The sequence below is a fragment of the Bradyrhizobium canariense genome, assembly GCF_018130465.1.
In the GTDB taxonomy this organism is placed as follows: Bacteria; Pseudomonadota; Alphaproteobacteria; order Rhizobiales; family Xanthobacteraceae; genus Bradyrhizobium; species Bradyrhizobium canariense_C.
This window is the reverse complement of record NZ_JAFCKJ010000003.1, coordinates 564628-585653: the sequence shown is the minus strand read 5'-3', so window position 1 is coordinate 585653 and position 21026 is coordinate 564628. Positions and strand designations below refer to the sequence as shown.

20 protein-coding genes are annotated in these 21026 nt (G+C 64.5%); 9 read left to right on the top strand and 11 right to left on the bottom strand.

Annotated elements, in window-relative coordinates; all coding sequences use genetic code 11:
• Nucleotides 1-244: 244 nt before the first annotated feature.
• Complete coding sequence (locus JQ591_RS11610) at nt 245-2260, top strand: methyl-accepting chemotaxis protein (protein ID WP_211396116.1); 2016 nt, start codon at nt 245-247, stop codon at nt 2258-2260.
• A 140-nt stretch (nt 2261-2400) separates the two neighbouring features.
• Nucleotides 2401-2604 (top strand): hypothetical protein, encoded by a 204-nt coding sequence (locus JQ591_RS11605; RefSeq protein ID WP_211396115.1) that lies wholly within the window; start codon nt 2401-2403, stop codon nt 2602-2604.
• 196 nt (nt 2605-2800) lie between these two features.
• Here JQ591_RS11605 and JQ591_RS11600 read toward each other — a convergent pair whose 3' ends face one another.
• Together JQ591_RS11600 and JQ591_RS11595 are read right to left on the bottom strand one after the other, a co-directional pair.
• Nucleotides 2801-3133 (bottom strand): PilZ domain-containing protein, encoded by a 333-nt coding sequence (locus JQ591_RS11600; protein WP_211396114.1) that lies wholly within the window; start codon nt 3131-3133, stop codon nt 2801-2803.
• Nucleotides 3130-4236: a DUF2336 domain-containing protein gene (locus JQ591_RS11595; protein ID WP_211396113.1), complete on the bottom strand. Its 1107-nt coding sequence runs from the start codon at nt 4234-4236 to the stop codon at nt 3130-3132. The genes JQ591_RS11600 and JQ591_RS11595 overlap by 4 nt, the downstream gene beginning before the upstream one ends.
• A 301-nt stretch (nt 4237-4537) precedes the next feature.
• Here JQ591_RS11595 and JQ591_RS11590 point away from each other — a divergent pair, with 301 nt between their 5' ends.
• Together JQ591_RS11590 and JQ591_RS11585 are read left to right on the top strand one after the other, a co-directional pair.
• Nucleotides 4538-5485, top strand: a complete 948-nt coding sequence (locus JQ591_RS11590) for an AraC family transcriptional regulator (RefSeq protein WP_211396112.1) — start codon at nt 4538-4540, stop codon at nt 5483-5485.
• 50 nt (nt 5486-5535) lie between these two features.
• Nucleotides 5536-6126 carry an NADPH-dependent FMN reductase gene (locus tag JQ591_RS11585; protein WP_211396111.1) on the top strand — a complete coding sequence of 197 codons (591 nt, stop codon included), beginning with the start codon at nt 5536-5538 and terminating at the stop codon, nt 6124-6126.
• Nucleotides 6127-6131: 5 nt separating this feature from the next.
• On the opposite strand, the gene JQ591_RS11580 is transcribed toward JQ591_RS11585, so the two are convergent.
• Nucleotides 6132-8213 carry a methyl-accepting chemotaxis protein gene (locus tag JQ591_RS11580; RefSeq protein ID WP_211396110.1) on the bottom strand — a complete coding sequence of 694 codons (2082 nt, stop codon included), beginning with the start codon at nt 8211-8213 and terminating at the stop codon, nt 6132-6134.
• 99 nt (nt 8214-8312) lie between these two features.
• Nucleotides 8313-8753, bottom strand: coding sequence for a DUF1810 domain-containing protein (locus JQ591_RS11575; protein WP_211396109.1), 441 nt, complete (start codon nt 8751-8753; stop codon nt 8313-8315).
• Nucleotides 8754-8976: 223 nt separating this feature from the next.
• On the opposite strand from JQ591_RS11575, the gene JQ591_RS11570 reads away from it, so the two are divergent.
• Together JQ591_RS11570 and JQ591_RS11565 are read left to right on the top strand one after the other, a co-directional pair.
• Complete coding sequence (locus JQ591_RS11570) at nt 8977-9927, top strand: DUF2778 domain-containing protein (RefSeq protein WP_211396441.1); 951 nt, start codon at nt 8977-8979, stop codon at nt 9925-9927.
• A gap of 82 nt (nt 9928-10009) precedes the next feature.
• On the top strand, nt 10010-10267 hold the full coding sequence (locus JQ591_RS11565; RefSeq protein WP_211396108.1) for a hypothetical protein: 258 nt from the start codon (nt 10010-10012) through the stop codon (nt 10265-10267).
• 183 nt (nt 10268-10450) lie between these two features.
• On the opposite strand, the gene JQ591_RS11560 is transcribed toward JQ591_RS11565, so the two are convergent.
• Complete coding sequence (locus JQ591_RS11560; RefSeq protein ID WP_211396107.1) at nt 10451-12307, bottom strand: tannase/feruloyl esterase family alpha/beta hydrolase; 1857 nt, start codon at nt 12305-12307, stop codon at nt 10451-10453.
• A gap of 488 nt (nt 12308-12795) precedes the next feature.
• On the opposite strand from JQ591_RS11560, the gene JQ591_RS11555 reads away from it, so the two are divergent.
• Nucleotides 12796-13350 carry a MarR family winged helix-turn-helix transcriptional regulator gene (locus tag JQ591_RS11555; protein ID WP_211396106.1) on the top strand — a complete coding sequence of 185 codons (555 nt, stop codon included), beginning with the start codon at nt 12796-12798 and terminating at the stop codon, nt 13348-13350.
• 130 nt (nt 13351-13480) lie between these two features.
• Nucleotides 13481-14572 carry a TRAP transporter substrate-binding protein gene (locus tag JQ591_RS11550; RefSeq protein WP_211396105.1) on the top strand — a complete coding sequence of 364 codons (1092 nt, stop codon included), beginning with the start codon at nt 13481-13483 and terminating at the stop codon, nt 14570-14572.
• A 141-nt stretch (nt 14573-14713) separates the two neighbouring features.
• Here the strand turns inward: JQ591_RS11550 and JQ591_RS11545 are convergent, their stop codons facing one another.
• The 6 genes from JQ591_RS11545 to JQ591_RS11520 all read right to left on the bottom strand — a co-directional run bounded on the left by JQ591_RS11545 (nt 14714) and on the right by JQ591_RS11520 (nt 19912).
• Nucleotides 14714-15496, bottom strand: coding sequence for an ABC transporter ATP-binding protein (locus JQ591_RS11545; protein WP_211396104.1), 783 nt, complete (start codon nt 15494-15496; stop codon nt 14714-14716).
• Nucleotides 15484-16539: a dihydrodipicolinate synthase family protein gene (locus JQ591_RS11540; protein WP_211396103.1), complete on the bottom strand. Its 1056-nt coding sequence runs from the start codon at nt 16537-16539 to the stop codon at nt 15484-15486. Before JQ591_RS11540 ends, JQ591_RS11545 begins: the two co-directional genes overlap by 13 nt.
• 6 nt (nt 16540-16545) lie before the next feature.
• On the bottom strand, nt 16546-17367 hold the full coding sequence (locus JQ591_RS11535) for a GNAT family N-acetyltransferase (RefSeq protein ID WP_211396102.1): 822 nt from the start codon (nt 17365-17367) through the stop codon (nt 16546-16548).
• Nucleotides 17354-18391 carry an NAD-dependent epimerase/dehydratase family protein gene (locus JQ591_RS11530; protein ID WP_211396101.1) on the bottom strand — a complete coding sequence of 346 codons (1038 nt, stop codon included), beginning with the start codon at nt 18389-18391 and terminating at the stop codon, nt 17354-17356. Before JQ591_RS11530 ends, JQ591_RS11535 begins: the two co-directional genes overlap by 14 nt.
• Before the next feature lie 18 nt (nt 18392-18409).
• Nucleotides 18410-19180, bottom strand: a complete 771-nt coding sequence (locus JQ591_RS11525; RefSeq protein ID WP_211396100.1) for an ABC transporter permease — start codon at nt 19178-19180, stop codon at nt 18410-18412.
• An 84-nt stretch (nt 19181-19264) separates the two neighbouring features.
• On the bottom strand, nt 19265-19912 hold the full coding sequence (locus JQ591_RS11520) for a TetR/AcrR family transcriptional regulator (RefSeq protein WP_211396099.1): 648 nt from the start codon (nt 19910-19912) through the stop codon (nt 19265-19267).
• 101 nt (nt 19913-20013) lie between these two features.
• Here JQ591_RS11520 and JQ591_RS11515 point away from each other — a divergent pair, with 101 nt between their 5' ends.
• The gene (locus JQ591_RS11515; protein WP_211396098.1) at nt 20014-21018 is read left to right on the top strand and encodes an ABC transporter substrate-binding protein; all 1005 of its coding nucleotides are present in this window, start codon (nt 20014-20016) and stop codon (nt 21016-21018) included.
• Nucleotides 21019-21026: the final 8 nt, after the last annotated feature.

The following is a 21026-nucleotide window of genomic DNA, read 5'->3' as shown; positions in this document are numbered from 1 at the left end:
CGCGGGTGCGTGCTGAAGTCCATTTCAGCACCGCCCCGATTGCGCGCCGCGCAAGAATTTGATCTAGATCAAATCCGCAGACGCGGTCGGTATCATGAGCCCGCAGCACGATGCGAATCCGTAGTCGCACGGTGCTTCTTTGCTGCACAAACGCGCCTGCCCCGTGCGTTCCATAACCGAATGGCAATTTCGAATCGGTAGTTCAGTCCTTGTGACGCGTCAGGCGTCAAGCAAGGATATTGCCATGCTCTCGTTCTTTTCCCAGGCAAGTCATAAGCAACCTTCTCCGTCGATCGCTCCGGAGATTCACGATGAAGCGCAAGCCGTTCGCGAGGCCTGCGCGGTTCGCGTGCTGGAGAGCGACGACCGGCTGCAGAATATTTCGGAGGGCGACTTCGTCGTGGAAGGCGCGCGCTCGCCGCTCGCCCTCGTGTTCGTCTCGCCGCACTGCGATTTCGCGCGCGTGGTATCGTCGCTGCAGAGGCTGGCGGGCTCGACGCCGGTGATCGCGATGTCGACTGCCGGCGAGCTGTGTTCGGCGGGCCAGTCGCTCTACAAGCCGACAGGGTCGAACTGGTCGTCGGTCGTCGTGCAGGTCTTCCCGGCCGATCTGCTCCAGTCCATCAGCATCCACAGCGTCAGCCTCCACAATGAGGATATCCGCAAGGGCGATTCGTCCAAGGCCCATGATGCGCGCATCGAGGCGATCACGCGCGATGTCGCCGCGATCAGGACGCCGTTCGCGATCAACGTGCGCGATACGATTGCCTTCGCGCTGGTGGACGGCGTGTCCGCGTCGGAGAATTATTTCATGGAGGCGGTGTACAGGAGCGGCAAGTTTCCGTGTGCTTTCGTCGGAGGATCCGCCGGCGGCAAGCTCGACTTCAAGAACACCTATCTCTACGACGGCAGGCAGATCCTCGAAAACCATGCGCTCATCGTCTTCATGAAGCTGGCGCCGGGAAGGGCCTACAGCATCTTCAAGACGCAGAATTTCAAGAAGACTGGCAAATCCTTCGTCGTAATGGGCGCCGATCCGGATCGGCGCACCGCCTCGGGCGTCATCGAGGCCAACGAGATCAAGCCGTTCGCCGTTGCGGTTGCGAAGGCACTGAACACGACTCCGGCCAACCTGATGTCGATGATGACGAAGTATTCCTTCGGCGTCGAGGTCGGCGGCGACCTGTTCGTTCGCTCGGTCGCAGGCATCGACGCGGACAGCGGCGTCGTCTCATTCTTCTGCGACGTCAATTCGGGCGATAGGCTCGAGCTGCTGGAAGCTACCGATTTCGTGGACCAGACCCGGCGCGACCTCGAAGCCTTCCTGCGCGACAAGCCGCCGGCGATCGGCGCGATCCTCATCGACTGCATCCTGCGTCGCCTCAACAACGAGAACAAGCTCCGCAACATGAGCGGCATGTGGCCGATGCCGGTTGCGGGATTCTCCACCTTCGGGGAATTGTTCGGGATCAACATCAACCAGACCCTCACGGCGATCGTGTTCTTCGACGTCAGGGAAAAGCCGTTGAACGATTCGTTCATCGAGATGTTCCCGGTCCACTACGCGCATTTCGTCGAGTATTTCACGCGCGCCCACCTCAACCGGATGGTCCTCCTGAACCGGATCAAGGACGGCATCGTCAATCGGCTGACCGAATACCTGGGCGCCAGCGCGGCGCTGAGCGGGAAGGTCGCGGGGGCGCTGACGCAGACGGCTTCGATCAATGCGATCGTGGAGGAGATCCGCTCGGTCATCGTGGTGAGCGCACAATCGGCGGCGAAGGCGACCGACACCACGGCGTTGTCGCAGGAGTTCTCCGGCCTCACGCAGGCCATGAACGGGCTGCGGGACATCCTGAAGATCATCGACACGATCGCGGGCCAGACCAACCTGCTGGCGCTCAACGCGACCATCGAGTCGGCGCGAGCTGGCGAAGCGGGACGGGGCTTCTCGGTGGTGGCGACCGAGGTGAAGAAGCTCGCGCAGGATACCAGGAACAGCCTCACGCGCACCCATGCCTCGATCGAGGGCATGGAGACATCGCTGGAGTCGCTCGGAGCCAATATCAACGACACCCGGGGCCAGCTGATCGAGACCCAGGAGGGCTACAACAGCATCGTGACGCAGATCGAGGAGATGTTCAAGAATCTCAAGATGATCAACACGGTGCTGTCGGACCTCGAAACCTTCGTGCACGATCGCAACGGGGCATTGACGAGCGCGATGGACGACATCGAGACGTTGAAGCGGATCGGGTAGGGTAACACCTGTCGGCTTGCAGATTTCCGATCTCTTTGCAGATTTCAGTGACGACCTGTCAGTTGGCTCTTGCAATCTTGTCGCGCTAGCAGGAACAATATGCCTCGTGAGAGGTTTGTTGCTGGCGCGAGGGAACTGACATGCGGCGGCTGGCTAGCCTGGTTCGGCGGTTCTTCGGCCCGCGGGTGCGGCGCCCGATCGACGATGATCCAAGTCTTCCTTTCGCACCCGAAGAGTTCGGCCGGCTGATCCGCAGCGGCCGTCACGAGGACATGAAGCTGCTGGCCGAAGGGCTGGCCTGCCGGTCCGTTCCGCGCCGCGCCAAATACCGGGCCACGCACTAGGTCCGCGTTCGAGACGGGTCTGACGCGCTTACCGCGTGAGCGCGACGGGTTTGAACGAGGCGACCAGGGCCTTCTCCAGCTTTCCACTCATTCCGCAGATGCGGGCGTCACGCTTGACGGGCCCGGTAAGGTTCGCGCGTTCAGCACGGTTCGACCTGGACTTTGCTGGAGTTCAATTCGTGGGGGGCCTCCAGGCCTACCTGCTCTGAATCGCGTTTCGCGTTGCCGCCGTCTGTCCGCTGGCCGGTCTCTTCTTGCCGTCTGCGGTGACGAAGTGCACGCCGGCCGTGGTGCCGTCGATCCAGGCCAGTTCGCAGCGCCGGTAGGCGAGCCCCGTCGACGACAGCAGCAGGAAGAATTCCTTGGCCTGCAGCACGTCGAGCGTGCCCTCGACCTCGACCTTTGCACCGCTCTGCGATATGTCGAGCAGAACGCAACTGCGTCGCCACGTGCCGTCCGAGCCCATCAGATTGACCGGCTGCCTGTGATCCATTTTCACGCGCAGCGCTTTGCGACCGTCGAACTTCATCCGCTAGCCCCCATCTTCGCGCCGCGATTTCCCGGATCGCTCGTGTTTGCGCTTGCAGCGATTTCCCCCCATCGCACGGTCCATTGGCTGGTGGACAGAAGCAGCGTCTCGAAGATCCGTTGCGCGCGTTCGCGCTCGGCATAGGAGAGCCTTTTCCCGTTACGATTGCTCAGGATGGTAAGGGTGGTCTGCCAGTTCAGCCGCGAAGCCCGGCAGGCCATGACCAGCCCCTCGCAATCGTCGTCGCTCATGACATGCTCGACGATTTCGAGCGGCGCCCCTGAAAGCACCGACAGCGCCGTGAACAGGTTGGCCGTCTCGCCGCGGATCGCAAAGCGGTTCAACGTGGAATCGTTCAGCTTGCCGATGCGGTTGAGGGCGACGATCTCCGGCCTCGCGCTCGTATAGTCGGCCCGGCAAGGCCGCTTTGGCGGAGCCGGCTCCGCTTCCGGCTCGGGCGCCGCGGAGGATGGGCTGGGCGTGGCCGGTGCCTTCCGGGCCGGTGGGACGGCGAGCAGCTTGCGCACGACCAAATCGGGCGTGCCGGGCCGGAGCACCAGCGCCTTCGCGATCTCGCCGTCCTGGTCGGCCTTGGCAATCAGCGCCGCATAGGCTGCGTCGGAGAATTTCGCTCCCGGGTTCTTGATCAGGGCGAGGCAGATCGGGCCGCCGTGCTTGACCAGCGCCTCGGTCACGGCCGGCGCGATGTCGCTGCGGGCGGCGATCGCGCGTCGATGCCGCTCGCCACGGGAGTCGATGACAGCCTCGAGGTCGGCTGCGGAGAGTGCCTGCGATTTGAGCAACACTGGACACGCCACGTCGGGATCGTCGTGTGAGGCGAGACGCCACAATGTTTCGGGAGGCGCCACGTCAAGCTCGGCGAGCGCCGTGCTGAGCTGAACCAGTGCGCTGGCTTCGACCCGTTCCGTCAATCGCAGCAGAACACCGTCGACCACGTTGGTGAGCAATTCCCGATACTGGTCGCGGCTGCCAATGAGCAACTGCACCATGCCGGAGAGAATGCGTACGCAGCGGTCCGACGGGCACGTTGCGACCGCCTCTTCCAATTCGGCGAGAATATCAGCAGGCGAATTTGCCATCATGGCAGGGGCCTGACTCAAAATTAATTGGGACTATCAAACTGTGCTTATTCCGCCCGACAGACGTTAATTTGAAATTTTGATTTCGATCGTCCGGGTATTGCCGCACCGCTGGCAGCGCAGGAAACGCTATCGAAATTCGGCGAGATCTGATGCGCCGACTTGTCCTCGGACTTCGACGCTCGCCAACTGATCGACATAGTTTGAAGTGATTCCTTCAGACTGAGGGGACACCGAAACGGGGAAATCGGGCCGGCATCGTCGCCGGACGCGCGTTTGTTGCGACGCGAAGTTTCATATTGCCATGAACAGAACTGACGATGCGCCGGCGCTGGCGCCAAAGATATTTCGTTTCTCCGACGTCGATGAATTTCGAAATGCCATACGAGGCCTGAACTTCGAGTTCACGCCTTTCGTACGGAGGATTTCGGCCGAGCAGACCATTCTGTCGCTGCCCGGCTGCGACGTGAACTTGACGCGGGCATTTCCGCGGGTCGTCGATGCACAGCTCGTCGAGAATTGCACCGCGATCGGATTCACGATGGACGACCTGGACGTGCCGGTTCGCTTCAACGGCACGCAGCGCGCGCGACCCGTCATCGTCATCGGCAGCGGCGGCGCGGCTTACACCACCATCGAGGAGGTGCAGCGGCAAATCGCCTCGGTGGTGTTCAGGCCGGAGGTGACGGATCGCGGCTGGCCGCAAGCAGCCCTCAGCTTCAAGATTTTCGAAACGACCGCCACGGGCTTGAACCGGCTCCGCGGCGTGGTTCGGGAGGTGTTGGCAGCCGCGTCGGAGCCGGTCGATGCGCCCGACGTGCCGCTGAAGGCGGCCGCCATGAAGGAGACTCTGCTGGGCGCTGTCGACGCAATTTTCCAAAGTATCGTTCCCGCGCGCTGGACCCTGCGCCCCAATGACGAGCGGAACTTCAAGATCTTCCAGGATATCCGCGCGCTTCTTTCCGACGACCTCTCGCAGCCCATCTACAGCGACGAGATCGCGCGCAAGCTCGGCCTGTCCGTCCGCACCATGCATGACGTCGTCCGCCGTTATCGCGGCATGAGTCTGCACCGCTATCTGCGCCTGCGGCGGCTGTGGCTGGTGCGTCAGCGGCTGCTCGCCGGTGCCGACAGCGTCAAGGCCGTCGCGCTGGCGTTCGGCTTCTGGCATCTCGGCGACTTCTCCGGAAGCTATCGCGACCAGTTCGGCGAGACGCCGTCGCAAACACTCGAACGCGGACGGCGAACTTAGCGCGTCAAAACGTTGAGGCCGGCCTCCTCACTCGTGCTAGACTACCGGCCATGAGCAATCGCATTCTCGTCATCTACGGTTCCTACCGTTCCGACCGCATGGGCATCCGCCTTGCGAATTTCGTCATCGATCGCCTGCGCGGCCGCGGCGACGACGTCGTGTTCATCGACGCCAAGGCGATCGGCTTGCCGATGCTCGATCGCATGTACAAGGAATATCCCAAGGGTTCCGCACCCGAGGCGCTGGAGAAGCTGGCCGGAGAGATTCGCGGCGCCGATGGTTTTGTCTTCGTCACCGGCGAATACAATTGGGGCATCCAGCCGGGCCTGAAGAATCTCACCGACCACTTCCTCGAGGAGTGGTTCTGGCGTCCGGCCGCGATCGTGAGCTATTCGGCCGGCCGCCTGTCCGGCGCACGTGCCTCGACCGCCTGGCATGGCACCTTGTCGGAGATGGGCATGGTGGTGGTGTCGAGCACCATCGGCGTCGGCCCGATCGCACAGACGCTGTCGGAGGCGGGCGAGCCGATCGGCGAGGGCGGCAAGGCGCTGGAGCGCTCGTTCCCGCGCTTCGCCGACGATCTCGAATGGTGGATCGAGGCGGCCAAGGCGCAGCGGGCGCGCAAGGCGCCGCCGTACTGAGCGCCTTACGCCGCCCTGACCTCACCGAGGAAGCGGTCGAACTGTCCGGCGAGATCGCGTGACTGGCTCGAGAGCTGCTCGGCTGCGCCCAGCACCTCCCTCGCGGCCGCACCGGTGTCGTCGGCGGCGCGCTGCACGCCCGATATGTTGGTGTTGACCTCCTGGGTGCCGCGCGCGGCCTCCTGGACGCTGCGGGCGATCTCCTTGGTCGCCGAGCCCTGTTCCTCGATCGCGGCCGCAATCGCGGTGCCGATCTGGTCGATCTCGCCGATCACGTCGGCGACGTTGCGGATCGCGGTCACGGTCTCGTCGCTCGCGGCCTGGATCGCCGAAATCTGCTCGGAGATCTCGGTGGTGGCCTTGGCGGTCTGGCCCGCCAGCGACTTCACTTCGGAAGCAACCACCGCAAAGCCGCGGCCAGCGTCGCCGGCGCGGGCGGCCTCAATGGTCGCGTTCAGCGCCAGCAAATTGGTCTGCTCGGCGATGCTCTGGATCAGCGTGACGACGTCGCCGATCTTCTGCGCGCCCTCGGCCAGCGCACGCGCGGTGTCGCCGGTGCGGCGGGCGTTGTCGACGGCGCGGGCTGCGATCTGGGTGGATTGGGCCACTTGACGGCCGATCTCCGAGATCGAAGAGGTCAGCTCTTCGGTGGCGCTGGCGACCGTCTGCACGTTGGTCGATGTCTGCTGTGAGGCAGCGGCGACGACCGCGGCCTGGCTGTTGGTCTGGGCCGCCGTCGAGGTCATCGACTGCGCCGTGCTCTCCATGGTGGATGAAGCGCGGGACAGGCCGCCGACAAGCTCGGTGATCTTGGTCTCGAAGGCGCGGGTGAGCCCGTCGAGCGCCTGTGCGCGGCGCATCTTGCCGTCGTTCTCGGCCTGCTTCTCGGCCGCAAGGCGATCGGCCCGGATCATGCTGTCCTTGAACACCTGGACGGCCGCGGCCATCGCGCCGATTTCGTCGGAACGCTCGGCGCCGGGAATGGTTTCGGCAACCTCGCCGTCGGCCAGCCGCGACATCCGGGTCGTCAGGCTGACGATCGGGGCACAGACGCGGCGGCGGACCATGACGATGAGGCCGGCGCTGGCGATGAGCACGGCGAGGAGACCCACGAGCGCAATCGTGAAGCTGGTGTGGGCGGCGGAGGAGGCGCCGGAGAGGACATGCTCGGCGTTGTCGTAAAACGCGTCACGGACCTCGATGATGGTGCTGAGGCCGCGCTGCGTGGCGGCGTAATAGGTGTCCATGTCGTGTTCGTACTTGCCGCTGACCGCACCGTCCTTCACCAGCTTGAGCTCGCGACCGAACTCCTCGATATAGATCGCGTTGAACTTTTCCAGTGCAGCGGCGACGTTCGCCGGCGTTGTGGAATTGCCGCGCAACTCCAGCAGCGCCATCACGATCTGGTCGTTGCGGCCCTGCGAGCGGCTGATCTCGGCTTTCTCGGTATCAGTCGCCGGTTTCTTGCCCCCGACGAGATTCTTGTGCAGGCTGGAGTTGAAGCCGCCCACGTCGCGCAATGTCATCGCGATGTTGGCGTAGCTGGCCTGCCGGTAGGCGTCGCCGTTGAGGATCGCCATGCGACGGACCTGCTCGTTGAGCAACGCGGTCACGCTACCGTTGAGCACGGCGTTGTCGGCGACGATCTTCTTCGCCGCGTCCTTGCGCGCCTCCGGCGGTCCCGCCATCGCCTTGTCGATGGCCTCGCGCAGCGACGTGAATTTCGAATTGATGCCGTCAATGCTGCCGCCGAGGGCGTTGCCGTCGTCGAACGGGCCCGGCAGGTCCTTGCGCAGCCCGTTCATCCTGTCGCGGGCACCGTCGGTCTGCTTGCGCAGCTTGTCATGCTCGGTGAGCTGCGCCGGGTCCGCCGTGGCGGGGCCATAGAGGATGTTGGTGGCAAAGCCGCGCTCGGGATTGAGATAGCGCGGGATGTCGCTGACGGCGCGGACGATCGCGAGCCGCCCCTGGGCCTCGGTGATCCGCTCCATCGTCTGGTACTTCGTCACCGCGACGTAGACGGCGAGGCCGCCGCCAACGGTCGAGAGTGAGACGATGGCGGTGGTCAGGAGCGTACCGATTTTCATGATCTGTCCGGCAATTGGCGCGGGGAGAATTATTTTGCCCGGACAATAGGCAGCCGATGTTAATCCCGGGTTTACGCTGGTGGCCGCGGGCAACCGCGGTCACTTGGACTTCCGGTCAAGGGCCGCGAGGATATCGAGCGTCGCCTGATCGTGCTCGCCCGAGAAATATCGCGCGAGCGCCTCGTCGAAAACGGGCTGATCGGACACCGCGTCGAACAGCGTCATCGACGAGCGGAATTTGGCGTCATCGGGCGCGCCCAGGATGGCGTTGATAGTCCGGCCTTCGACGGCAAGCACGAGGCGGGTGCATTCGATCAGGCGCGGGCCGAGGATGGGGTGGGCGAGGTAAGCCTTGGCCTCGGCGCGGGAGGCGATGGCGTAGCGCTGCGACATGGCGCTGAAGCCGAGGCCCGCGACCTGTGGGAAGACGTACCACATCCAGTGGCTCTGCTTTCGGCCCCGGGTCAGCTCCCCCTGGATGTCGCGATAGACGGGGTCCTGGGCCCGGACAAACCGTACTAGGTCGAAAGGATCGGTCATGGAATACCTTGGAATGGCTTGGGAATGGCTTGGGAATGGCTTGCCGGACCCTTGCCGGCCGCGATTATGCCTAACTTTTGGCTCCCAATGTGGTAGCTGGTACAGAGTCTCCGGGTGGGGGTGGGTTCCCCCGGGGGTCGATTTTGGGGATCTGATGGTTTCCGACCGCGCACAAGCCGAGAGGCTATTGTCGCGCCGCCGTATTGGGCGGGCCGAGGCGATTCTGCTGTCTTTGGCCGCCGTCGCGCTGGCGCTGGGCGCTGCCGCCTGGGTCGCGGATATCGGTGATTCGGCCTCGCTGGTCACCGCCGCACTGCCGCCGGCCAATGCCCCTTCATTCGATGATCGTTTCGCTTCGGCGTCGGGCAGCCCGCCCGCCCGCGAGCTCGGCCTGCGGACGCTGGAGCGCTCCGCGGTCAATGCAGTCCAGCTCAAGTTGCGCGACGCCAAGGCGATGCTCGCCCAGAAGCTCCAGGGCGAGGACTGGCGCTCGAGCCTGACCGACGACGACCGGCACTTGTCCGAGGAGACGAGACTCTCGCAGCGTGCTGACGCCGTCCCGATGCCGCGCTCGCGCCCGCCCCAGGCGGACTTCTCCGCCCAGATCGCCTCGAGCCAGGCTTATGCCGAGACCAATCCCCGGGTCGACAACCGCAGCTTCTTCGAAAAATTCACCGACAAGATCAAGCTGGCCTCGCTGACGCCCGACAGCGGCCTGTTCGGCAAGGCGCCGGATCTCGCCGCGCTCGGCTACGATTCGCGGACGGCGGTCTATGACATCTCGGCCAAGGCGCTTTACCTGCCGAGTGGCATCGCGCTGGAAGCGCATTCCGGCATGGGCGCGCTGATGGACGATCCTCAGCACGTCGACCAGCGCATGGTCGGTGCGACCCCGCCCGCGACCTACGACCTGAAGCCGCGCGAAAAGCTGTTCCACGGCGTCCGTGCGCTGCGCCTGACGCCCACTGATGGCACCAGCGCGCTCGGCCGCGTCGGCCTTCTCACCCACAACTTCATGCTCGGGCCGCGCGGTGACTCCAACGGCTGCGTTTCGATCAAGGATTATGATCGGTTCATGAAGGCCTACGACAACGGTGAGTTCAACCGCCTGGTCGTGGTGCCGAGCCTGAGCGGATCGTCGACCGCTTCGCAGCGCGCGAGCACCGACTCCTGATATTTGCCTGTCACGGCGGGGCTGCCGTTTTCCCTTCGTTAAGCCGTCATCGTTCAGAAGCAGCCCATGAGTGATCCGCAAAGTGAGTGATCCGCAAAGTTCCGAGACCCCGCTGCGTACGACGTTCAAGATCAAGCTGAACGGCGACACGCTGGCGATTGAGACCGTCGGCCAGGCCTATCAATTCCTCACCAATTTCAAATCGGTCGAGTGGATGGAATTCCGTTCGTTGCATGAAGACGCGGTCGCTGCGCTCGAAGGCGCCGCCGACAACGCCATGCTCGTCGTGCAGGCGACCAACGCCGTGCGCGCGCTGTTTGTGAGTGCCAAGCTGCTCTAGGAGCGCGCTTCTTCCATCCCGTCATTGCGAGCGCAGCGAAGCAATCCAGAGTCTTTCCGCGGAGACGGACTGGATTGCTTCGCTGCGCTCGCAATGACGAGATTGGGGCGTACTCTCGCGAATGCGGCACGCGGCAGACCCGCGCGCCGTGCTTGTTGAGCTTGCTGACGAGCTTGCGCGCGGTCAGTGCCTGTCGTCTCCGCGTCCGTCGTCATCGTCATGGAAGTCGTGGTCGCCGCCCGGTTTGAAGCCAGGGTCGATGCAGGCGAAATTGCCGGCGTCGTTGGTCATGCCGCTGCCCTTGTAAGCGGCGATCTTCGGATAGACGCACAGCGGCCGTGTGCCGCCGGTCGGGAAGTTCATCGCAATTCGTGGATCAAAAACTCCCCCGGTCGGATAGGGCGAGGTGGCGTTGGTATTGGTCGCAACGATGCGCTCCGGTGCGATGTCGTTCTCGACCCAGTCGGTGATGGCCTTGAGCTCGTTCACGGCGAAGCTCGTCGTGGCAGCGCCACCGCCGCAATGAGCCATGTTCGGCACCATGAACAGCCGGGCGAAATCGGTCGCGCGCCCGCCCGTGTGCCTGTCCATGTTGCGATACCAACGCGCGATGGCGGCGCCGGAGAAGATGCCGTCATTGACGGAGGAGGAGATGATCAGCTTGCCGCCGCGCGCCCTGAACGGACGCAGGTCTGTCGAGACCGCGGCCATGAAGTCCATCGCGCTTTCCGGATAGGCCTGTGTCCTGGTGAAGATCTTCGGCGCGTCGGTGTCGAAGTTGAAGTGGAACACGAAGGCTTCCTGGCCGTTCGGCCCGTTGACCGGCGTGACCACAGGCGGCGTCTGGAAGATCATCGGGATCGCGCCCGCGCCGAGCGTCAAATTGATCGCGGTGTTGACGCCCGGCACCGGTGCAGTGACGACGTTCCAGAAACCCCAGCCCGCGCCGGGCGCGGTGGGCGGCGTCCAGATGCCGGCATCCCAGAACCAGTTCGAATAGAGCCGCGCGCCCTTCGAGTTGACGGGGCCGGCATAGATCTTCTTTAGCGCGTCCACTTGCGCGCCGGTCAGGCAGGTGCCGCCATGCGGCGTGCTGCCGTGCGAGCCGGTGCCGCAGGTGTAATTGGCGAGCGTCGGATACACCTTCTTCGCCGTGCAGGCGTGATAATTGTCGATGATCCCGTCGACCAGCCCGTCGAGGGCGTCGCAGGCGCTCAGGATCGCGGCCGAGGCCACCTGGAGGTCCTGCTGCGGAAACGTGTCGGGAATGAACGGCTGCCCGTTGATGTCGGTGCTGGTTGCAAGCTTGCCGAGCGCCTGCTCGTTCCAGGCCTCCGCGATGCCCGCCTGCGGCAGGTTGAAGCCGGGATTTTGCGAGATCACGCCGTCGAACAGCCAGGGCGATCGCTGCGAGGCGACCATCGCGTCACGACCGCCGTTCGAGCATCCCATGATGTAGGAGTGGACGGTCTCGAAGCCGTAGAAATAGGCGATGATCTGCTTCGAGATCGTCGCGGTCTTCTCGATGCCGTTGTAGCCGTAGTCCCTGCGGGCCTGGGCATCGATCGCGAAATGCGCCGAGCCGCCGGCATTGGCATCGTCGTCCTGATGGCCGCCGACGACGTTGCTGGCGCTGTCTTCGTGGCCGCCGTCATCGGCCGCGACGGCCCAGCCCTGGCCGAGCTCGACGCCGGCGGCGCCTTGCGGGTCGGGCTGGAGGCTGCCATCGGTGCCGCCGCCGCCCATCATCTCGAAACGGCCATGCCAGGTATTGGGCAGGTTGAGCGCAAAGCCGATTCCGTAGGTGAAGCGGTCGGGGTCCTGGGTCGAGACGCGCTTGTTGATGATGCCGATCACGTTGCAATAACCCGATTTCTGGGTTGCGCTCAGGATCTGCGTGTTCGGCAATGTGAGGCCGGTCAGGGCCGTGCAGGACGAGCGCGGGGCAACGCCGCCCGGAGGCAGTCCGTGCGCAATGGCCTGCGGGCCGAGCGCCGTCCAACCGGCCACGATGGTCGAGGCGAGAAGTAGTCGTTTCATGTCATGCCCTCCCAGTTTGATGTTTGTCCGAGCTGCGGTCGTCCACGCGACATCGCGCGGCGCCGGCCCTGGAGGCGGGCGTCGTCGAGGCTGCGAGCGATGTCGTTGTCGATTGAGAATGCGGGGTCGTCGAAAGGCCGCGGAGCTCCGCCATGCGGGGCACGAGGCAATGCGCGGACATGCGCGATCGTCTCGCCGCGATGCGCCATGGCATGCGGATCGTTGCCCATCCTTGATGAAGGCACGGACGTTAGCTCCCCTGAAGCCTGCTCGAGCGATGGCAGGTTTTCCCGATCCTTAAGCGAGCCATGTTGACGTGTCAACATGACGCAGCACGCGAGTTCGCGATGCAACCTCTCGTCGAAGCTGTAGCCGAAAGGCGCAACGCTGCTCCGCTTCTCGATCCGGGGCGGCTGCGATAGACTCGCTACGAATCCCGGACAGCCGGGCTAGATGCCGCTGTGCCGGCTTGCAAGAGATGATCGTCGATGGTGCGGGAGAAGGCTGGCGTCAGGAAGCGATCCGCCAAGGCAGCCCGACGCAGGGCGCTCGTTGCCAAGCCGTCGCGACCCGCGCCGCGCTCCGCACCGGCCGCAAAGCCGGCCCGGCCAAGGCTGCTGGCCTCGGCCGATCTGTCCCGTTCGCTCGGCTATCGCATCCGGCGGGCGCAGCTCTGGGTCTTCAAGGATGTCAGCCGGCGGCTCGCCGCCTTCGACATCAGCCCGGCGCAGTTTTCCGTGCTGTCGGTGATCGAGGCCAATCCGGGCGTCAACCAGCTCGCGATCGCGCAATCCCTGTCGATCGAGCGGGCAGGGCTCGGGCGGCTGGTGGATCATCTGGAGCGGCGCGGCGTGGTGCAGCGTTCGGCCTCTGCCATCAACCGCCGCTACTATGTGCTGCACCTGACCGAGAGCGGCACCGCGCTTCTCGGCCGGCTGCGGCCGGCGATCGCCGAAAGCGAAAGGGCTCTCGCGACCAAGATCGGCCCTGGCCCGTTCAAGGAATTGCAGCGGGCGCTGTCGATCTTCCTTGAGGATGACTGAGCAGCCTCGGCGCCCGCCGCGGTCCGGCCTTTCTGTCAGCTTGAACTCCGCATTCGAAACGGGCAAACGGTCCGCCAGGACTCGTGGCGAAGGCCATCAACTCAAGCTGATCTCAAGGGAGAGACCCATCATGAAACGCCGTACATTCCTCAAGGGCGGCGCGGTGGCCGGTGCGACGACGCTGGTTGCTGCACCTGCGATTGCGCAGTCTATGCCCGAGATCAAATGGCGCCTGACCTCCAGCTTCCCGAAGTCGCTGGACACCATCTACGGCACCGCGCAGACTTTTGCGAAATATGTTGCCGAGGCCACCGACAACAAATTCCAGATCCAGACCTTCGCGGCCGGCGAACTCGTCCCCGGCCTGCAGGCGCTCGATGCCGTCAGCACAGCCTCTGTCGACATGGCGCAGACCCCCCTCTATTTCTACATCGGCAAGGAGCCGGCACTCGCCTACGCGACCGGTGCGCCGTTCGGCATGAACCATCGCCATCAAGAGTCCTGGTGGCATTTCGGCGGCGGCGCCGACCTTACCAACGAGGCGCTGAAGCCGTTCAAGGCGCATGCGATCCTCTGCGGCAATTCCGGCACCCAGATGGGCGGCTGGTTCCGCAAGGAGATCAAGACCGTCGACGATCTCAAGGGCCTGAAATTCCGTATCGCCGGCATGGGCGGTCATGTGCTGGCGCGCCTGGGCGTGGTGCCGCAGCAGATCGCGGGCGGCGACATCTATCCGGCGCTGGAGAAGGGCACGATCGACGCGGTCGAATTCGTCGGTCCCTATGACGACGAAAAGCTCGGCTTCCAGAAGGTCGCAAAATACTACTACTTCCCCGGCTGGTGGGAAGGCGGCGCCATGCTGCACATGATCGTCAACGACGAGAAGTGGGCATCGCTGCCGAAGCAGTACCAGGCGATCGTCAACCAGGCCGCGTCGGCGGCAGGCGCCTGGATGCTCGAGAAATACGACAGCGTGAATCCGGCGGCGCTGAAGCGGCTGATCGCCAATGGCGCGGAGCTGAAGGCGTTTCCGCAGCCGGTGCTGGAGGCCTGCTACGCCGCGACCCAGGAGCATCTGAACGAGCTCGCCACCAAGAGCGACCTGTTCAAGCGCACCAAGGAAAGCCACGACGCCTATATGAAGGAACTGCTGTTCTACACGCAGATCGCGGAGAATTTTTACGACAATTATCTGCTCGGCAAGATGCGCAACAAGGCCTGATAGCAGGAGGGGCGCGGTGCTTACGCCGCGCCCGGCTTTCGTAGCCCGGATGGAGCGCAAGCGTAATCCGGGGTCTCGCACGTCAACGGAACCGCCCCGGATTGCGCTGCGCTCCATCCGGGCTACGGATTTATCAGCGCCTTACGCCGCGCCCAGCCCGAGCTTGGCATAGATGCGCCGCGCATAGGCACCGAACGCGTCCGTCGTCTTGAGCGGAAGGTCACGTGGGAAGGGCAGGTCGATCGGGAAATAATCGGCCATCTTCGCCGGGCCCGCCGTCAGCACGGCGCAGTGCGAGGACAGGAATACGGCCTCCTGGATCGAGTGCGTGACGAAGATGATGGTCTTGCCGCTCTCGCGCCAGATCCGCAGCATCTCCAGGTTCATCTGCTCGCGCGTCAAGGCGTCGAGCGCGCCGAACGGCTCGTCCATCAGGATCAGTTTGGGGTCGTGAATGAAGGCGCGCGCAATCGCGGTGCGCTGCTGCATGCCGCCGGACAGCTCTCGCGGATATTTCTGCTCGTAGCCGGCAAGACCCACCAGATTGAGAAGATCGCGCGCCCGCTCGCGCGCGGCCTTCATCGGCAGGCCGACGATCTCCGCCGGCAGCAGCACGTTGTCCAGGATGGTGCGCCATTTCAACAGCAGCGCCTGCTGGAACACCATGCCGATGTCGCGGGTCGGATCGAACGGGCTTTTGGCATTGCCGATCTGCACCTTGCCGCCGTCGGCGTCGTGCAGGCCGGCCAAAATCTTCATCACCGTGGTCTTGCCGCAGCCGGACGGGCCGACCAGCGACACAAGCTCACCCTCCTGCACATCCATGGTGACGTCGGACACCGCCAGGAATTCAGCGCCGCCGCTGCGATAGACCTTTCGGACGCCTTGCAGGCTGATGAAGGGGTTTGAGCTCATGCCAGCCATTTATCCAGATTGGCCGCGACGAACGCATCGTCGCTGAGGTCGGCGTGCTCGCGATAGACGCGATCGATCTCGTCTTTCTGCCGGGGGCTCAGGCCCTCGTTCGGATCGAGGCACCACAGGCCCTGCATCAGGCCCTGCCGTCGCAGCACCTCATGGCAGCCGGCGATGCAGCCGTGAAAATCGTTGGCGACGTCGAAGAATGCGCTGTTGCAGTCGGTGACGCGGGCATCGAGCGCAAGCAGGTCGGCCGGTACGCTGTCCTTGTGCCGCGCCGCCTTGCAGCGCTCGAACTGTTTTATGGCGCTCGCGGTCCAGACCGACCAGTGGCCGAGCAGACCGCCTTTGAAATAAGTGCGCGTGGTGATCCCGTTGTCGCGGAGGTCGAACGGCAGCATCAGGTCGAGCAGGATGTGGTCGTCATTGCCGGTATAGAGCGCAACGCGGTCGAGCGCGCCGGCCGCCGCGACGCCGCGAAGAACATCAAGAGTCCTGTAGCGGTTGAACGGCGCGATCTTGATCGCGATGACATTGTCGATCGAGGCAAAGCGCTGCCAGAACCGGCTCGACAGGATCACGCCGCCGACCGCCGGCTGAAGGTAGAAGCCGATCAGCGGGATTTCGGCTGCGACCGCTGTGCAATGCGCGATGATTTCGTCTTCCGACGCGCCCTTCATCGCAGCGAGGCTGAGGAGCCCTGCGTGATAGCCGATGTCGCGCGCGGTGCGGGCTTCGGTGGTCGCCTGCCTGGTCGGACCGGCAAGGCCCGCGACCAGCGCCAGCGGACGCCTGGTCCAGTTCGCCGCGGTCTCGGCGGCGAGCTCGAGCACGGGGCGATAGAGGCCGACATCGCGGATCGCAAACTGCGTGGTGTGCACGCCGACGGCAAGGCCGCCGGAGCCGGCGTCGATGTAATAGCGCGTCAGCGCGCGCTGATGCTTTTTGTCGAGCTGGCGTTCGGCGGTGAGCGCGAGGGGATGCGCCGGCAGCACGGTGCCGTCGGCGATCAGCTTGCGGATCTCGCTGTTGATCTGGCTGTGGTGCATGATGTCCTATCCGAATTCAGGGCCGGCGACGGCGAATGGCATGTCTTCACCCGCGGCAGTGGCGGGGCCGAACCGCATGCGCTGGAACGGCCGTTCGATGGTCCAGCCCGCCTCGGTCAATGCTTCAGGGAACGCGGCTTGAGACGCGACGGCGTCGAGCAGCAGCGGCCCGGTCTCCGATCGGGCGATTGCATCGACCAGGGTCAGCGCGGCTGCGGCGTCGTCGGCAAACAACGGGCCGATATGGCGCGCGGTGCGTCCGTCGCGAACCAGCGCGATGGCGCCGTTCGCAGAGACGATGCGTGAGCCGGGACGCTGCGCAAAGGCAGAGAGCAGGGCGGTTCGATCGAAACCGGTGGCCCGCAGGTCACGCGCGCGAAGCGCGTCGAGCGTCGCGGATGAAGGGGCCTGCCCGGACGCGGAGACGGATTTCACCAGCCTGAGGCGGCGCAATTGAAGGGTCGGTGCGAACCCGAGCGGCCCATAGACGGCGGCACCGTCCGGCGTCGCGTCGAGCCAGCTCGTCAGGCCGTCTTTGCGCGCCGTTTCCAGGCAGGCATCGACGAGGCGCGTGGCGAGGCCGCGCCGGCGATGGCTGGCCGTCACCAGCACCATGCTGATCCAGGCGTTGTTGCCGGGGTAGGGCAAAAGCGCCGCGGTCGCGACCAGTTGCGCGCCATCACGGATGCCGAGCACGACGCCGTCGCTCAAGAAAAAGCGCCAGTCGTCTTCATTCTGGTTCCAGTGCGCCTCTGTCGAGAGCGCGAGGCCCGCCGCCGCATCCTCGGCGCCGAGCCTGATCACGCGTGGATCGTCAGTAGCGTCCATCGCGCACCTCGTATTTGGTGGGCTTGCCGAGGCTCGGCATGGCGCGGGATACCCAATCCGCCGTCCAGGTGATCAACTGCTCGGTATCGACGACGGGCTGGCCGAACAGCTCGACTGCCCTGGAGGTGTCGGTCAGCCACGCCGTCGGCTCTTCGTTTCCTGTCAGCACCGGCGCGCGGCCGAACCTGGCTCCGAATCTTGCTGCGAGATCGCGCACCGCCAGAATCTCGTGGCCGCTGACGTTGATCGGCGAGGTCGGCGCCGTGCAATGCGCCAGGCAGCGCAGCGCCTGGGACGAGGCATCGCCCTGCCAGATGAAATTGACATGGCTGATGCTGACATCGATCGGCGTGCCCGTGAGCACTTTCATCGCGATGTCGTGGAGCACGCCATAGCGCATGTCGATCGCGTAGTTGAGGCGGAACAGCCGCCCGGGCGTTCCGGACTTGCGCGAAAAATACTCGAACATGCGCTCGCGGCCGACGCAGGACTGGGCGTATTCGCCGGGCGGGTTCGGCGCCATGTCCTCGCTCGCGCCTTTGCCGTCGACGGGAACGAAGGGATAGATGCAGCCGGTCGAGAACGCCACGATCCGCGACGACGGGAAGGCCTGCGCGACCAGCGCCGGCACGTGCGCATTCATCGCCCAGGTCAGCGACAGATCACCCTCCGCGCCGAATTTGCGGCCGGCCATGAAGACGATGTTGGGCGCCTTCGGCAGCACCTGGATCGCCGTCTCGTCCATCAGGTCGCAATTGATGGTCTCGACGCCGCGCGCGTGCAGCCAGTCCTTCACGCCTGCGTCGCTGAAGCGGGCGACGCCAATGACGCGGCGATCGGGCGCCGCGGCTTTGGCGAGCCCCGCCAGCGTCGGTCCCATCTTGCCGGCGACGCCGAGGATCATGATGTCGCCCTCGACCTTGGCGAGGTCGTCGATCAATGCCTGCGTTGGCCGGCACAGGATCTCGTCGAGCGCGGCGATATCAGGGATCGTCTTCGGCAGGTTCTGGCGGGTGAGGAGCATGGATTGGGTCCTTGGTCTTCAAGTTTGTCTTGCGTCACCGACCACGAACATGCGTTCGAGGACGAGCACGAAGCCGTAAAGCGCGACGCCAAGCAGCGTCAGCAGCACGACGGCCATCACCATCGCGGGCGTGTCGAGCGACGACTGCACCTGGATCATGAGGTAGCCGAGCCCACGCTCGGAGGCGATGAACTCGCCGACGATGGCGCCGGCGACCGCGAGGATGGCGCCGACCTTCATGCCGGAGAAAATGTAGGGCAGCGATCCCGGCAGCTGGATCTTGCGGAACAGCGTCCAGCGCGAGCCGCGCAGCGATTTGACGAGATCGAGCAGATCCGGCTCGACCTCGCGCAAGCCCCGCGCGGTGGTGAGCAGGATCGGAAAGAAACAGATGCTGAAGGCGATCAGGATGTTCGGCACGATGCCGTAGGAGAACCAGACGATGAGGAGCGGGCCGAGCGCGACCTTCGGGATCATGTTCAGCGTCACGAACAGCGGCAGCAGCACGAGGCTGAGCAGCGGTGCCCAGCTGAAGATGACGGCAAAGGTGACGCCGACGAACGCACCGAGCGCAAAGCCGCCGAGGATCTCGATCGCCGTCACCAGCGTATTGGCGCCCCAGGCGTAGCTTGCGGTTCCCAGCGTCTGGATGGTCGCCAGCGGCGAGGGCAGGATGAACTTCGGCACGTGGAAGGCATCGACCAGGACCTGCCAGAGCACGAGCACGGCGAGGTGCACGATCAGGACGATCGCAAAGCTGCGCGTGGTGCGGGCGCCATCTCCTGCCACCGGTTGCTCCCTGTTGCCAGCGGCCACCTTGCCGCTGGTCGCAAGCCTACCCGGCCTTGAGGGAAGTTTCAACCAGTTGGTTGATTACGGCCGGAGCGAATGCAGCACGAGATCGGCGACGTGCCGGCGGCGGGCGCGGCGCGCGGCCCGGCTCGACAGGTCCTTGCCGAAGATCGCCGACAGCGTCGGCGTGTTGGAGAGATAGAAATAGCTGAGGCCGGCGATGGAGATATAGAGCTGGATCGGGTCGATCCCCTTGCGGAACATTCCGGCGCGGACGCCCTCGTGAAGGATGTGGGACACGCTCTTCACCAGCGGCGAATGCATCGCCTCGAGCCGCGTCGAGCCGCGGACGTGGCGGGCACCGCCGCGGTTCTCGTCGTTCAGAAGCACGATGAAATCGGGGTTTGCCGCGAGGTAATCGAACGAGGCCTCGATCAGTTTCCGGATCGCCTTTTCCGGCGCCAGGCCTTCGAGATTGAGCTGGCGCTCCTGCTCGCGGATATCGGCGTAAACCCATTCGAGGACAGCAAGATAGAGCGCGTCCTTGTCGCCGAAATAGTGGTAGACGAGCTGCTTGTTGACGCCGGCGCGCATCGCGATCTCGTCGACGCGGGCGCCGGCAAAGCCGTGCCGGGCGAACTCCTCGCGCGCCGCGGTCAGCAGCTTCTTGCGTGTGGCGACGGGGTCGCGCCGCTGCGGCACGGTGTCGCCTGAACGTTTTGCGGGCATTTCCAACCAAACAGTTGACAAGTGGAGGGCGGCCTTGTTGCATTGGTATCCTCACAGGGGGAGAGCGACAAGCCGGGTCGCGGGCAATGAGGAGAGATGCGATGAAGCGTTTGCAGGCGGCGGTTGTGACCCTGATGCTCGGTTTGCCGGCAGTGCCCGCAAACGCGGGCGAGGCGGTCAACCTGATCCTGAACTGGACGCCGACGGCCGACCACTCGCCGTATTATTACGCCAAGGCGCAGGGCTGGTACGAGAAGGCCGGCATCGACCTCACCATCGAGGTCGGCAAGGGCTCCGGCGTCTCCGCCGTCAAGGTCGGATCGGGCGGTTCGCCGTTCGGCGTCGCCGATCTCGCCACCATGCTGGTGGCGAAGAGCAAGGGCGCCGACACCGTTGCCGTGATGAGCGTTTACGCCAACACCGGCCAGACCTTCTACTGGCTGAAGAGCTACGGCGTGAACGGGGTGAAGGATTTTGCCGGCCACAAGATCGGTAATCCGCCCGGGGACGCCTCGCGCGTGATGTGGCCGGCCTTCGCCAAGGCCGCAGGGCTTGCACCCGACTCCGTCGGCTTCGTCAATGTCGGGCCGACGGCGAAGATCGCGGCGCTGAAGAGCCATACGGTCGACATCATCAGCGACTTCTACAACGAGCACGATTTGAAGGTGATCGAGTTCGGAGGCGATCTCGGCTACGTCAACTGGAAGGACATCGGGCTCAACCCCTACGGCAATTCGCTGATCGTCAACGGCGGCTATCTGCAGAAGAACCCGAAGCTGGTCGAGGAGTTCGTGAGGGTCACGCAAAAGGCCTTTGCGACTTGCGTCGCCGACGCCGCACCCTGCCTGAAGGCGTTGCTCGATCAGGTCTCCGGTCTCGACAAGGAGAACCAGGAGCGCCAATGGGAGCGCATCAAGTTCCTGATGACGGACGAATTCACGACGACGAAGTCGCTCGGCTGGATCGACGGCGAGCGGATGAAGAAAGACTACGAGCTGGTCCAGACCTATCTCGGCATGGAGAAGCCGTTCGACGTCACAACGGCGTTCACGACCAAGATGCTCGATCCCGCCGTCAAGATGGATGCGAGCAAGGTGAAGAAGTAGGGGGGTAG